The following is a 14,222-nucleotide window of genomic DNA, read 5'->3' as shown; positions in this document are numbered from 1 at the left end:
TTCCGGTGAAGCCGAGTCGCTTCGGACTCGCCGGATTCTCCACTCAGCCGCGATTCCGTGCATGGGACCGCGTTGTTTTCGTTCGCCGGGCCTCGTCGTCGGCGATAATCGCGTTAGGTGGTGTGCGGCGGGTATACTTTGTTCGATCCTCGCAGTCTTCCTGATACCGTTGCATGATCACACGGTAATCAAAATCGGCTGTCACGAGCATGCCTTCTCCCCTTGCGGGAGAAGGGAATTCGGCCTCGGTTCGTGTTCAACCCAAAAATACACCGTGCCAGGCCGCCATTCTCCATCAATCCCATCGTCCCCGGGGAGCCGCCCTCCCCGCGGATTTCGAGGTCCAGACAAGCTTGATGAATGACCCCTCCCCTTCGTCCACCGGCAAGCGATTTTCCATGTTGAGTTCGGGTTTCCAGCGTCTCGCCGCGTTCTGGGCGACGCCCGGGGTGGGGCGGGTGGCGCTTTGCAGTCCGCTGGTCGGCGTGATCGCGGGGTTGGGGGCGGTGGGATTCCTGCTGGCGCTCCAGGCGATGTACACGCACGTGCTCGGCGGCCTGCTGCATTTCCACATGCCGCCGACGCTTGAAGGCGAGCGGGGCGCGATCACGTATCCGTGGCCATGGTGGATGGTGGTTTTGGTGCCGACGGTCGGCGGGTTGATCTCGGGGTTCCTGGTCTTCACCTGGGCGCCCGAGGCCGAGGGGCACGGGACCGACGCCATGATCCGCGCCTTCCACGAAGGGAGCGGCATGATCAGGACGCGGGTGCCGTTCATCAAAACGATCAGCTCGATCATCACGATCGGCACGGGGGGCTCGGCCGGTCAAGAAGGACCGATCGCGCAGATCGGGTCGGGGTTCGGGTCGTTCCTGGCTCGGGTGCTGCGGCTGCCGGTGGGCGAGCGGCGGATCTTGATGCTCGCCGGCGCGGCGGGGGGCGTCGGGGCGATCTTCCGGGCGCCGTTGGGCGGGGCGCTGTTCGCGGGCGAGGTCTTGTACTCGTCGACGGCCTTCGAGTCGGCCGCCCTCCTGCCCTGCCTGTCCAGCTCGATCATCGCTTACTCGACGTTCGCGCTGTTCATCACGCCTCAGCCGATCTTCAGCCTGCCGCCGCTGACCTTCCAGGGGCTGCGGGACCTGCCGCTCTACGTCGGTTTGACGCTCCTTTGCGCGGCGGTCGGCTGGCTGTACACGAGGGTTTTCTACGGCCTTCGCGATCACCTGTTCAACCCGCTGCCGATCCCCCGGGTGTTCAAGCCCGCCGTCGGGGGCGCGCTGCTGGGGGTGGTGGCGTTGGCCTATCCGCAGGTGATGGCCGGCGGCTACGGCTGGGTGCAGTGGGGGGCGATCGGCATGCCTCCCGAGCTGGCGGGCGCCGGCGAGACGCCGTTCGTCCCGAATATGTCGATGAGTCTGCTGTTGATACTGTCGCTGGTGAAGATCGTGGCGACGGGGCTGACGATCAGCTCGGGGGGGAGCGGCGGCGTGTTCGGGCCTTCGATGCTCATCGGGGGCATGATCGGCGGGTTCTACGGCCAGTTGATGCAGTGGTGGCTCCCCGAGGCCCACATCGCCCCCTCGGCCTTCGTGCTGGTCGGCATGGGAGGCTTCTTCGCGGGGGTTTCGAAGACGCCGTTGACGTCGATCGTGATGGTCAGCGAGATGACCGGGTCTTACAGCCTGCTGGTGCCGTTGATGCTCGCCTGCGGCCTGAACATGGCGCTTTCGCGGCGGTGGACGATCTACGAGGAGCAGGTCGCCACGCCGATCGACAGCCCGGCGCACCAGGGCGACTTCGTCATTGACGTTCTGGCCCGGCTGAAGGTCGGCGAGGCCGGCGTGCGCCACGATGGCGTCGAGCCGATCCCCGCCGCCCTCCCCTTCGAGGCGGTCTTGCAGCGCGTGGCGCGGTCGAGCGAGAGCCTGTTCCCGGTGGTTGACGACGAGGGCCGGTTGACCGGCGTCTTCACCCTCCGCGACCTCCGTCTGGCCCTCGTCGGCTCGGCCGGCTGGGGCCCGCTGGTCGTCGCCGACGACCTCGCCACCCGCCCGGTCTTGACCGTCACGGCCGACGACGACCTCCACACCGCGCTGCGGCGGATGACCGAGCTGAACATCGACGAGATCCCCGTCGTCGAGCCCGACGACCACTCCCGCCTCGTCGGCCTCCTCAGCCGCCGCTCGCTGACCTCCGCCTACACGTCGCTGATCGAGAAACTCCGCAGCCCCGCGCCGGTCTCGACTCACGGGTCCGCGTGACACAGGCGGGCGTCTTTTCGCCCGCTCGCCTCGTCTTCCTCACACGAACCGTTCGAGGTCTTCGTCCTTGGAGACGACGGTGACGCCTTCGGCGGTGATGGTGAGGCCGCGGTCGAGGTCTTGCTGGCGGTTCCAACCGATGTCGAAGCGGGGGGGGACGCGGACGTGTTTGTCGATGATGGCGCGGCGGACGCGGGCGTGGCGGCCGATGTCGACGCCGTCGAAGAGGATCGAGTCTTCCACGAGCGAGTAGCTGTGGATGCGGACGCCGGGCGAGATGATCGAGCGGTAGACCTGGCCGCCGGAGACGATCACCCCCTGGCAGACGATCGAGCTGAAGGCCGAGCCGCGGCGGTCGCCGTCGGTGTGGACGAACTTGGGCGGGGGCGAGGCCGGCTGGTACGTGTGGATCGGCCACTCGCGGTCGTACAGGTTGAGGATCGGGTCGATGGCGATCAGGTCCATGCTCGTCTGGAAGTAGGCGTCGAGCGTGCCGACGTCGCGCCAGTAGGCGGCGGTCTTGCGGTTCTCGTCGCGGAACGGGTAGGCGAAGACCCGCATCCCCTTGGCCACCATCTCGGGGATCACGTCCTTGCCGAAGTCGTGGCGGCTGGCTTCCTTGCGGGCGGCGTCCTGGAACAGCAGCTCGTACATCACGTCGGTGTTGAAGACGTAGATGCCCATCGAGGCCAGGGCCAGGTCGGGGCTGCCGGGCATCGGCGGCGGGTTCTTGGGCTTTTCGAGAAAGCTGGTGATCCGGCCGCCGGCGTCGGTCCCCATGACGCCGAAATCGCGCGCGGCGGCGAGCTTCGCCGGCTGGCAGGCGACGGTCAGGTCGGCCTTGTTCTCGCGGTGGAAGTCGATCATCTTGGCGTAGTTCATCTTGTAGATGTGGTCGCCGGCCAGGATGATCGTGTCGCGCGGGGCGGCCTTCTCGATCGTGTAGACGTTCTGGTAGATCGCGTCGGCGGTCCCCTGGTACCACATCTCGGCGATCCGCTGCTGCGGCGGGATCACCTCGATATACTCGTCCAGCTCGCGGCAGAGGAAGTTCCAGCCCTGGTCGATGTGCCGGTTCAGGCTCGTCGCCTTGTACTGGGTCAGCACGAGGATCTTCCGCAGCTCGGAATTGATGCAGTTCGACAGGGTGAAGTCGATGATTCGATAGATCCCGCCGAACGGGACCGCGGGCTTGGCCCGGTCGCGGGTCAACGGTTCGAGTCGCGACCCCCGGCCTCCCGCCAGCACGATCGCCAGAACGTCTCGATACACCACGCCGCCTCCACTCGTCGCTCGATCCCGTCAAGTCGCCTCACCATTTTGCCCTGCCCCGCCGCTTAATCCAACGGGCGACCGCCGGCGAAGGCCAGGCGCTGCCGACTCAGCGACGGTTCGGGTAAACTAAGACGCGTCCTCGCTTCTCGGCGAGCGGGGCCTCCCGCCTGTTTTGATTTCGCTGTCCCGAAAGGCTTCGACCCCGATGTCTCGATTCGCACCCCCGCCCCTTCGAGCTTCCTGGGCCCTCCCGGCGCTGGTTTCGACGGTCCTCGGCCTCTTTCCTTGCACTCTCCGGGCCGACGACCGCCTCAAGGAACTTCAAACCGAGTACGCCAGCACCCCCGGCGAGAAGCAGTCGCGCGTTTACCACTTCGGGTCGCAAGGGCCCGGCGACGTTTTCTCGAACCACGGCAGCCACTCGAACCGCCAGGTGCCCGTATACGTCTTCGGAAAGAAGGCCGATCTCGGCCTCGTCACGGGAGCGAACAGCAGCTACCGTGACTCTGAGAAACTCAAGAAGATCTACGGCTTCCTACCCGACAACACCGTCAACCCGGACGCCGAGTACGGAGATCAGAGCGACCTCTACCGCGTGATGAACGACGCCGTCGCCAAGGGGGTCAAGCACGTCTTCATCGTCTGGTTCGACGGTCTCGACTGGCCGACCACTCAGGCGGCCGCGATCGTCAAGACGAACAAGGTCTTCACCGAGGGCAAGGGCTCGGGCCTGGTCTTCCAGGATTACCAGGCCGAAGGGACCGCCCAGTACGGATACGTCGTCACCAGTCCGACCCACGACAAGAGCGTCATCGACGTCGACGCCCAGCGCGTGACGATCCCCGCCGGCAGCCTCGGCGGCGGCTACGACGTCCAGATCGCCGGCCCCAACCCGTGGACCCACGGGCCCCTGGGAATGAAGGCGCCGGGCTATTTCAAGGGCCAGAGCGGGCACGACAAGGACCGCGAGGGGATCGCCGCGGTCGGCCGCAAGCGGCACGCCTACACCGACTCGTCGCAGAGCGCCGCCGAGATCGCCAGTGGAGTCAAGGCCTACAACGGCGGCGTCAACGTCGACGACGACAGCCGCCTGATCTCGACCCTCTTCCACCAGCTTCAGGCCGACGGCTGGAAGGCGGGCACCGTCACCAGCGTGCCGTTCTGCCACGCCTCGCCGGCCGGCATGTACGCCCAGAACGTCGACCGCGACGACTATCAGGACCTCGCCCGCTGCATGTTCGGCCTGCCGGGGATCGTCCAGGAGGCGCGCCAGGCCCCGCTCCTGCCCGGCCTCGACGTCGTGATCGGCACCGGCTACGGCATCAAGATGGAGCCGCAGCACGTCAAGCGACAGGGTAAGAACTCCGTCGCCGACCACCTGTTCCTCGCCGACGCGGACCGCGCGGCGATCGACGCCAAGAACGGCGGCAAGTATCTCGTGGCCGAGACCAATATCGGGACCAACGGCGGCGAGGCTCTGCAAAAAGCGGCGGCCGAGGCCGCGAGCAAAGGCCTTCGGTTGTTCGGCTGGTACGGGACCGAGAAGATCGACCACCTGCCGTTCCGCACCGCCGACGGCCGGTTCGACCCGTCGCCCAACCCCGCCCGGCTCGGCAAGCCCCCGGTGGCCGAATCGTACACCCCGGCCGAGATCGACTCGCAGCCGACCCTCGCGCAGATGACCGACGCCGCGCTCGCCGTCCTGGCCAAGCCCGACCAGAAGTTCATCCTCTTCGTCGAATCGGGCGACGTCGATTTCGCGCTCCACGCCAACAACCTCGACAACGCCGTGGGCGCCGTCTACAGCGGCGAAGACGCGATCAAGCGGATCATCCACTGGGTCGAGACCCAGAGCAACTGGGACGACACGATGCTCCTGGTCTCTTCCGACCACGGCCACTACATGGTCCTGGACGACCCGCAAGGTCTGCTCGCCCCCGCGAAGTAAGCGCTCTTTTCACCGTCTACAACCGCTGACCCAGGAGCCGCCGAGGCGTCGTCGCGACGCTTCGGCGGCGCGGGAGTTCGGAGTTTGAGATGGAGCCGATCTCTCGCCGCGACGCCCTTGGTCTCGGCGCCACGGGCCTTGTGCTGAGCGGTCTGGTCCGACGCTCGCCGGCCGCCTCGCCGCCGACGGGGCGAACGGACGACGACGGCTCTCGCCGCCCCTTCCTCACGCCAGGCGACGACTTCACGGACGTCAGCCGGGGCGATCCGATCCCGCACACGCTCCAGGGCGAGGCCCTGGTCAAGGCGCGTCTCACTCCCGAGACCTGGCGACTGGAGGTCGCCGCCGAGGGGAAGGCCGAGCTCGCCAAGCCCCTCCGCCAGGCGGACGGCTCCGCGATCGACCTCGCCTCGCTCGTCAAGCTGGGCGAGACGAAAGGGGTGCTCTTCCTCAAGGCCATGCAGTGCAACAACATCGCCCAGCCGCTCGGCCAGGGGCTCTGGGAGGGCGTGCCGCTCCGCGACGTGCTCCGCCTGGGGGGCGAGATGAAGCAGGTCCGCCGCGTCTATTACTGGGGTTTTCATAACAACGACCCGAAACAGATGTTCCGATCGTCGCTGGCGATCAATCAGGTGCTCGACGCGCCGCCGGGCGAACTTCCTCCGTTCATCGCGTACCGGCTCAACGGCGGGCCGATTCCGCTGGAGCGCGGCGGGCCGGTGCGAATGATCGTGCCGTGGGCGCACGGGTTCAAGTCGGTCAAGTGGCTCCAGCAGATCGTGCTCACCAACGACTACCAGGCGAACGACACCTACGCTCTCGCGAACAACGACCCGGAGTCGTACCTGAAGACGGCCGCCTACCTCGACGACGCCGACGAGGCGACGCGCCCCGCGGGCGAGACGCTCGTGATCCGGGGCACGGCGATGGTCGGCTGGCCGGGCCTGGCGCGCGTCGAATCGTGGCTGAGGCGCGTGAGCCGGCCCGTCGTGGAGCTTCACGACGACGATCCCGCCTGGGCGACGGCCTCGTGGCGGCCCTGCGACCTCGACCCGCCCCCCGTCGACCTCGCCGCGGAGCTTCCCGCCGGGGTGGACCTCGCCCGGATCTGGGGCTTCGGGCCGGACGGCAGGCCGAAGGAGTGGCCGTTGCGGTTCAGTGTCGCCCCCTGGTCGGCGTCGCTCGGAGGGCTGGAGCCGGGCGATTATGAATTCCGCGTCCGCACGGTGGACCGGAACGGTTTCGCCCAGCCCGAGCCCCGGCCGTTCGCGCAACGGTCCGGCGTGAACGGCGTGCAATGCAAAAGACTCCACATCACCGCCAAGGCGTGACGCGGGCGGGTTCCCGCCTCGCAACCAACCCGTGCATGCGGCTTTCGGCCCCCATCGACGAGATCGACCCTGGTTGCAAGGCTGGGATGTCGAAGCCGGGCGTCGCTGGATTGAATCCGAGATTTCAACGAGTATATTGGATGAAGAAGCAGACTTTTCGCAGGTGTGCTGATCGGTTTGCTGCGATCCAGTATGGCGAAAAGATGATTGTGAATCATTTTTAATGGAGGCCTTCGATGGCGAAACCCTGGCTGATTTCCTGCGCACGGGAGAGGCTCGCGGGCCGTCGTCGTCGGTCGAGGACCGTAATCTCGCTGGAGGGGCTGGAACGTCGCGAGCTGCTGACGGTCGACGTCTCGGTCGTGGGCCATGTCGTCGCGTGGCCCGCCAGCAACAGCGACGGCGTGGTGAACGGCCAGTGGATCACCTACGAGCTGGATATCACCAACACGGACCAGGTGAACGGCGAGCCGGTCGTTCTGACCGACGTCCTGGACCCGCGTGTCTCCTTTACTACGGTGAACAGCATCCACCTCTCCAAGGGGGTTGATTTCACTTACACGCACGACCCGGCTACGGGCGTCGTGACCATCACGATCCCGGCTGTTCGGGGGAAGGTGGACGTGGAAGTCGAGGCCGAAACGACCTTCACGGCGGCGGACGTTCCGGGGGTGCCCAGGACCAACAGTTTCTCGATCACGACGGCCGACGTGAACACGAGCACGAAGACCAGCGGCTCGATGCAGAGCGGCGGCCCGACCCCGATCGCCGACGTCGCGCTGGCGAGCGTCACGGCCTCTGCCCCCGACGGCTGGTCACCCCACCCGGGCGGCAAGGTCGTCTACTCGTTCGTGGCGGTCAACAACTCGACCACCACGAAGGCCTCGTTCGCGGAAATCTTCATCTATAATTTGAAAGGAGGCGTCGGCTTCAACAGCGACAACAATCCTGGCTGGACCGATGCTGAGCCGGCGGAATCCGCCTCTCCCGGCGCCATGAGCGACCTTCAATTCGTAATCGGCGATCTGGCCCCCGGCGCGTCGAGGACCGTGACGCTGGTGCTTGATGCGCGGCCTGCTACGTCGCCATCGCCGGTGATCACATTTCGGGCGAGCGCGATGTCCTACGCCTACGACCTCGACCCTTCCAACAACGTCGTGGACGTGTCGACGCCGGTGCCGGTGTCGGCCGAGACCAAGGTCGTGGTGGTCGCCGACTCGCACACCACGCCGGTCGGCGACGACCTGTCCTACACGGTTCAGGTCGCGCACCAGGGCTCGGACGCCGCGACCGGCTTCGTGGTGAGCCAGACGCTCCCCGCCGGGACGACGTTCGTGTCGGCCACATGGGGAGGCGCCTCGATCGCGGGTTCGGTCGTCGGCGGCGTGCTCTCGATTCCGCTGCCGAATCTGGCGGGCCCGCTCGTCGTGACCCTGAACACCAGCGGGGTTCAGAACGCCCCCACGACCCTCTCGGCCCCGATCAAAGTGACCTGGAACGAGCTGCCCGAAGGCACCGGGGGCGTGTACACGCTGGGGACCGTGACCCCCGCCGGCACGCTGTCGATCCGACTGGACGCGGACAAGTCCGACAGCTACGTGAATCAGATGTTGACCTACTCGTACACCGCGACCAATACCACCGCGACCGACGCCCACGACGTGGTCGTCGCGCTCGCCTTCCCGCCCTCGTCGCAGATGTTCGTTCCGCCCGGCGACTATACGGTCACGGCGACGGCGACCGGCCAGGTCGTCACGTTCCACCTGGGCGACCTGCCCTCCGGCGCGTCGCGGACGCTCTCGGTCGAGGCGGTCCCCCTCCTCCCCGCCCTCGGCGGCGTCGTCCACGTGGTCGGGACGATCACCGAGGCGGATCGGCCGGCGAGCGACTACCCGGCGCTGTCGGTTGATAGAAGCGTCTTGCCGTGGGTCGACGTCGTGGTGCATGTGCTCCCCTCGGACCCCGGCGTCTTCCTGTTCATCGTCACCAACAACGGGCCGGTCACGGCGACGGGCGTGGAGGTGTACGCCGATACGAAGACGTTCGCGGACTACGGCCAGATCGACGGCGTCCCCGTCTACTTCCAGGGCACGGGGCCCTCGATTCCGTTCTATCCCGGCGGCGGAATCAGCGGTCTCCCGGTCTACCCGCCCTACACGATCCCGCTCGGCTCTCTGGCCCCCGGCGCGTCAAGGGTCATCCAGATGGTGGGAGCAACGAGGGATCGGTCGAGCGCCTCGGTGACGACGATCGAGCCGAACCTCTCCCTCGGCGACCAGTCGTTAGGCCCGAGCCCGGACCCGGGCGTTCTGCCGCTTAACGTGGTCGCGCGGCTCACGACCGACGGATCGCAGGTCGTGACCGGCGGTTACGCGACGTTCACGGCGCTCGCGATCAACGTGGGTCGGTACCCCGGCCGGGGCGTGACGATCGCGGCGGCGATCCCCGCGAATTCGAGGCTGGTGTCGGCGTCGCCAGGCGTCGTCGTCCAGGGGAACTTGCTGCTGTTCACGGTCGATTCCCTGCCCGTCGGCGCGACCGGCGGCTTTCAGTTCGTCGTGTCGCCGACCTGGGACGCCCTGTCGGGGGGGCTGACCAGCAACGCGGGCGTCCTCAAGGCCGCGCAGCCGATCGTCACCCTCGCGGCCAACGCGGCGACGGCGACCGTCGCGGTGGTCGCCGGGCCGTCGGGCTCGCCGGTGCTGGGCGCGACGTCGTACGCCGTCGACGCCAACGCCGGCTCGGTCGCGATCACCATCAACCGCGTCGGCGGCGTGAGCGGGCCTCTGACCATCGACTACGCGACCGTCGCCGGCAGCGCGTGGGCCGGGCGCGACTTCACGCCCACCTGGGGGACGTTGGCATTCGCCGACGGCGAGACGAGCAAGACGATCGCCGTGCCGATCGCGGCCGACCCGTACGGCAGCGGCGACCGCTCGTTCCTGTTCTACATCGGGACCGGGGCGTCGGCCGTCGTGACGATCCACGAGGCGGTTCCGCCGACGGTCGCCTCGGTCCAGTGGCGAGGCGCGGCGATCGACGTGCGGTTCGCGCGGCCGGTGGCGGTGTCGACGGCTCTGGCCTCGGCGAACTTCGCGCTCGTGACCCCAGGCCGCGACCAGAAGTTCGGCACCCGCGACGACCGGCGGATCGGGCTGACGGTGTGGTACGATCCGACGACCCTGACGTCGAAGCTCATGCCGAGGCGGCGGTTGCCAGCGAACGGGATGTATCGCCTGACGGTCTCGGGCGCGGGCGTCCGGGGCGCGACCGGCGTCCTGCTGGCGGGCGACGGCGTGCATTCCGGGACCGACTACACGACCGAACTGGTCTGGCGGCGGCCCTCGATCGCCCGCCGCGCGTCGCCGGCCGGCGGTCGCTGACGACGGTTTGCGCCGGGTCGTGTTATACTGACGCGAAGTCCGGCCTTCACGAACGTCGACGACGGCCAATCCTTTTCCTTCGCCCGAGCGTTCCCATGGGAAACGATCGATCCGCGATTCCGGCGGCTTCGCGGAAGCGGGCTCGGCGGCTCGGCTGGCGCGCGGTGCTGGCCGGGGCGTTCGTCCTCGTCGCGCTGGGGGGGCTTGGGTTCAAGCTGTGGGAGGCGCGGGCGATTCATGCCGCCGCTCGTGACGCGAAGCGGCTGATCGAGGCCGGCGCGTTCCAGGAGGCGGGGGCTTCGCTCGATCGCTGGCTGGCGGCCCGGCCCGACGACGCCGAGGCCCGCTTCTTCGCCGCGCGGCGGGCGATCGGGCTCCAGCGGTTCGACGACGGTCTGCGCGGCCTCCAGTCGGCCCGCAAGCTCGGCTATCCGGCCGCCGCCGTCGATCGCGAGCAAGGGCTCGTCCTGGCGCGCGCCGGCCGCCTCGCCGACGCCGAGCCGATCCTCCAGAAGCTGTTCCGACAGGCGGGCGCGACCGGCCAGAGGGACGCCGAGGTCGATGAGGCGTTGGCGCGATGCTACATCGAGACGTTCCAGCTTCGGGCGGCCGAGGCGGTCGTCAAGCAGTGGATCGTCGACGCCCCGGACGACGCCCGGGCCTACTACTGGAAGGCCGATATCGATCGCCGCAAGACCGATACGACCCAGGACGTTCTGATCGCCGGCTACGAACAGGTCGTCCGGCTGGACCCTCGGCACGAGAAGGGGCGGCTGGCCCTGGCCGAGCTGTACCTGCAGACGCACCGCTACGACGACGCCGCGAGCCAGTACGAGGTCGTCCGCGCGAGCCGGCCCGACGACGTCGAGGCGCTGCTCGGCCTGGGCCGGGTCGCGGTCGAGCGCGGCGAGGACGACGAGGCGGCCCGATGCTTCGACCGCGCGGCGGACGTCGCCCCGAACGACTTCCGCCCCCTCTCCGAGCGGGGGAAGCTGGAGATGAAGCGCGGGCGGTTCCGGCCGGCCCTCGGCTTCTTCGATCGCGCCGTCGCGCTCGACGCCGACGAGCCCGAGGTCCACTATCAGCGGAGCCTGGTCCTCACCTGGCTGGGACGCGCCGACGAGGCGAAGAAGGAGACCGAGGAGACGACCCGGCTCCAGAAGCAGAAGGCGGAGATCGATGCGATCCTCGACGACCTTCGCAAGTCTCCCAAGGACGCGTCGATCCAATACGCCGCCGCGCGGTGGCTGATCGAGCACGGGCACCCGGAAGAGGGCCTGAGATGGGCGGAGAAGAACGTCCGCGAACATCCCACGCACGCCAAGACCCACCACCTGCTCGCCGACTACTACCAGCGTCGGGGCGACGCCGGCCTCGCGAATTTCCACAAGCTGCAGGCCGGCGAGCGATGAGCCGAGAGGCCAGGACAGAGTACAAGCCCGAAGCGCCAGCGAGTGCGTTCCCCGGGAGCGGTCCGGGCGATGCACTCGCTGGCACTTCGGGCTTGTACTTCGGGGGCCCATTTTCATGAGGCCGGGTGATCGCCGCGGCCTCATGATGGTTTTATCGGAGGCCGCTCGTGGCGACTTTTCTTGATAGCTGCCACGGTTCCGTTCAGTCCGTCAGGTCGAAGTTGATCGTCTGGCTCTTGGCCTCGACTTTGGCTTTCAGTTTGCCGGACTCGGGGGATTCGTACTTCATGGGGATGGTGGCTTCGGCCTTCTTGAACGCCTTGGCGACGTCGTCCTGGCGGAAAGAGCCCCCCGCTTTCGCGTTTTCCTTCGCTTGGGTCATGTCGGGGTTGCGCGCGGTGATGGTGACGAGATAATCGCCAGGGAACGCGCCGTCGTCGTTGCCGATCGTCGAGAGCGTGTAAAAACCGTCCTTGACGATCCCGGTGGCGCCCCGCTGATCGCCGGTCTGGCCGGTGGCGGGGTAGAACGTGATCGACGCGCTGGCGACGGGCGCGTTCTTGTAGGTGACCTTGCCGGAGACCGGATAGCGCTTGCCTAGTCCATCGTCACCGCAACCGCCGAGCAGGATCACGGCGAGGCTGGAGGCGAGCACGCCCGCGGCGCGGACCGCGGACCTTCGAGAGATCGTCGAATATTCGGGCATGGGTGATAACTTCCTGTAAGGGGATCGACTGGGCGGACCAGCGTTTCGTCTCGTCGGCGGATTCCGTAGGCGCGACCGGCCGCTGGAAACGGCCGGCCGCGTCCCTTCGAGGGGGATTTCAGGATCAGTACGCATCCGAGCTGATCACTTCATTGCCGGCCCTGCTGCCGAGGGCGCAGTAGATGGGCAGGTTGATCGAATTCTTGAGGAAGTGGACCGAGCCGTCGCCGAACAGGAAGTTGGCTCCGCCGGGGTGCTTGCTCTTGGCGCCCTTGCTGGCGTAGCTGAAGCGGTTCTGCCAGTCGGCGCTGCCCCACGGCAGTGAGCCGTCGACCGGGACCCGCAGGGTCTGCCAGTTGATCGGGATGGTGGTGCCGAACGTGCAGCCGTTGTTGTTCCAGAAGTTGCTGTCGGCGTCCTGCGCCGGGATCGTCTCGCCGCATAGCAGGGTGTTGGACGTGCCGTCTGTGATCGACGCGATCCGCACCGGGCCGACGCCCTGGATACGGTAGGAGAACATGCCGCGGAGCGAGCCCGAGGGGCGGGTGGTGATCTGGTCGTCGAAGCTGGTGCCCCAGAAGCCCGGCCAGCCGATGCGAGCCTGCCCGATCGCCAGGACCGGCGGATAGGGGTAGGTTTCCCAGGGGTTCTGCGAGGGGGTGAGGGCGCCGATGGCGTAGTTGTCGCCGAAGCTGCCCGCATAGTTCGAGTACGGCACCCGCGTCTCCGGCGCGTTGGTGATCGGGTTGTTCGGCATGTTGCCGTTGGGGTAGTTGCCCCACGGGCCCAACGCCGATCGGTAGCCGTCGCTGACGCCCTGGTAGTTGTCGTCCGAGGGGCACAGCCAGGCGGCGTTGATCGTCATCAGCGCGGTCCACTGGGCCGAGCTGCTCGTCGAGGCGTTGAGCGAGACGGAGAAGTTGATCGCGTTGTAAATCGCCCCACCCTCCATCTGGGGGATGACCAACGCCCGCCACGACGCCACGTTGTTCGTTCCGGCCCCGCCCCAGATCCCGCCCAGCGGGTTGCCGGAGGCCGCCAAGGTCTCGTCGGCGATGCCGCCGGGGGGGAACGAGCCCATGCTGCTCTCGTAATTATGCAGCGCAAGGCCGATCTGCTTCATGTTGTTGGTGCACTGGGCTCGGCGGGCCGCTTCGCGAGCCGACTGCACGGCGGGAAGTAAGAGCGCGATCAAAACCGCGATGATGGCGATCACGACCAGGAGCTCGATCAGGGTGAAGCCTTTTCTACGCATCGAACGAGAACCTCCAGAGTAGGAGAAAAAGACATGAACCGGCTGTCGAGGCCGTTCCGGATCGGCGCGCTGCGAGCGCCGATTTGGAAGAACCTCGGACCGCAATCTCGAGACGCTGCAAAACTCGGGCCGAGGACGCCTCCGATCCTGGTGAAGTGCGTGGCAGTTCCTTGAAGAGGTCGCGGTCGACCCGCGCCGGGCCTCCGCCCGTCCTTCGTCGGTTCAACGAAGCAAGACGTAACGACTTAATGAAGCGTCGCGGTCGCCGAACTTCGAGGCGCAAGCGAATCGATCGTCGCCCCGCGGCTTCGTGGGGCTTGAGCGTGCGATTCGTTTCGCCCGACGGGCGCAGCGAGCGGCTCGACGGTTTGTTCCGGGAGGTCCCGCCAGGGACGTCTCGGCCGTTGAGGCCGCGTCCTTAGGTCGTGGTCCAGCTTGTGAGAGAGGATGCAAGAGACTTTGAACCGCAACGCCGATTGAATCGCGAATCGATCCGAATGTCAAGACATCCCTGTTTGTTTGTTGGATCTTAAGGATTTAAGAATTCGGATGGCTGCCGAATTCATGCCTGAATACGTAAGAATTCGGACGCCGCGAGGTCGAGCAAGCCCCGGTCGCGCGTCGCCCATCTTCGATCGATCGGAATCAGCT

General features: G+C 67.2%; 8 protein-coding genes. 5 read left to right on the top strand and 3 right to left on the bottom strand.

The features are described 5' to 3' along the window. Positions 1 to 398 precede the first annotated feature (398 nt). Entirely contained in the window at positions 399 to 2,261 is a 1,863-nt protein-coding gene (locus BSF38_RS14925; RefSeq protein WP_210405602.1) for a chloride channel protein, read from the top strand. 39 nt (positions 2,262 to 2,300) lie between these two features. Here BSF38_RS14925 and glgC read toward each other — a convergent pair whose 3' ends face one another. Further along, a complete protein-coding gene (gene glgC / locus BSF38_RS14920) occupies positions 2,301 to 3,533 on the bottom strand; it encodes a glucose-1-phosphate adenylyltransferase (RefSeq protein WP_076346860.1) in 1,233 nt (410 codons plus the stop codon). Positions 3,534 to 3,741: 208 nt separating this feature from the next. Here glgC and BSF38_RS14915 point away from each other — a divergent pair, with 208 nt between their 5' ends. From BSF38_RS14915 to BSF38_RS14900, 4 genes are all read left to right on the top strand, one after another. Continuing rightward, positions 3,742 to 5,484, top strand: coding sequence for an alkaline phosphatase (locus BSF38_RS14915; protein ID WP_083712956.1), 1,743 nt, complete (start codon positions 3,742 to 3,744; stop codon positions 5,482 to 5,484). 89 nt (positions 5,485 to 5,573) lie between these two features. Beyond that, entirely contained in the window at positions 5,574 to 6,815 is a 1,242-nt protein-coding gene (locus BSF38_RS14910; protein ID WP_076346858.1) for a molybdopterin-dependent oxidoreductase, read from the top strand. 236 nt (positions 6,816 to 7,051) lie between these two features. Then, the gene (locus BSF38_RS14905) at positions 7,052 to 10,198 is read left to right on the top strand and encodes a Calx-beta domain-containing protein (protein WP_076346856.1); all 3,147 of its coding nucleotides are present in this window, start codon (positions 7,052 to 7,054) and stop codon (positions 10,196 to 10,198) included. 95 nt (positions 10,199 to 10,293) lie between these two features. Beyond that, positions 10,294 to 11,610 (top strand): tetratricopeptide repeat protein, encoded by a 1,317-nt coding sequence (locus BSF38_RS14900; RefSeq protein WP_076346854.1) that lies wholly within the window; start codon positions 10,294 to 10,296, stop codon positions 11,608 to 11,610. A gap of 202 nt (positions 11,611 to 11,812) precedes the next feature. Here BSF38_RS14900 and BSF38_RS14895 read toward each other — a convergent pair whose 3' ends face one another. Both BSF38_RS14895 and BSF38_RS14890 read right to left on the bottom strand, forming a co-directional pair. Then, the gene (locus BSF38_RS14895; protein WP_083712955.1) at positions 11,813 to 12,316 is read right to left on the bottom strand and encodes a hypothetical protein; all 504 of its coding nucleotides are present in this window, start codon (positions 12,314 to 12,316) and stop codon (positions 11,813 to 11,815) included. Between the two features lie 124 nt (positions 12,317 to 12,440). Then, positions 12,441 to 13,571, bottom strand: a complete 1,131-nt coding sequence (locus BSF38_RS14890) for a DUF1559 domain-containing protein (protein WP_076346852.1) — start codon at positions 13,569 to 13,571, stop codon at positions 12,441 to 12,443. Between the last annotated feature and the right edge of the window lie 651 nt (positions 13,572 to 14,222).

The sequence above is a fragment of the Paludisphaera borealis genome, from assembly GCF_001956985.1.
Taxonomy (GTDB): domain Bacteria; phylum Planctomycetota; class Planctomycetia; order Isosphaerales; family Isosphaeraceae; genus Paludisphaera; species Paludisphaera borealis.
This window is presented reverse-complemented; position numbering and strand designations above follow the sequence as displayed.

Bases quoted from the DNA above. Each gene is read 5' to 3' on its own strand.
- BSF38_RS14925 (WP_210405602.1), top strand. From the start codon at position 399: ATGTTGAGTTCGGGTTTCCAGCGTCTCGCCGCGTTCTGGGCGACGCCC.
- BSF38_RS14910 (WP_076346858.1), top strand. From the start codon at position 5,574: ATGGAGCCGATCTCTCGCCGCGACGCCCTTGGTCTCGGCGCCACGGGC.
- BSF38_RS14890 (WP_076346852.1), bottom strand. From the start codon at position 13,571: ATGCGTAGAAAAGGCTTCACCCTGATCGAGCTCCTGGTCGTGATCGCC.
- BSF38_RS14915 (WP_083712956.1), top strand. From the start codon at position 3,742: ATGTCTCGATTCGCACCCCCGCCCCTTCGAGCTTCCTGGGCCCTCCCG.
- BSF38_RS14895 (WP_083712955.1), bottom strand. From the start codon at position 12,316: ATGCCCGAATATTCGACGATCTCTCGAAGGTCCGCGGTCCGCGCCGCG.
- BSF38_RS14900 (WP_076346854.1), top strand. From the start codon at position 10,294: ATGGGAAACGATCGATCCGCGATTCCGGCGGCTTCGCGGAAGCGGGCT.
- BSF38_RS14905 (WP_076346856.1), top strand. From the start codon at position 7,052: ATGGCGAAACCCTGGCTGATTTCCTGCGCACGGGAGAGGCTCGCGGGC.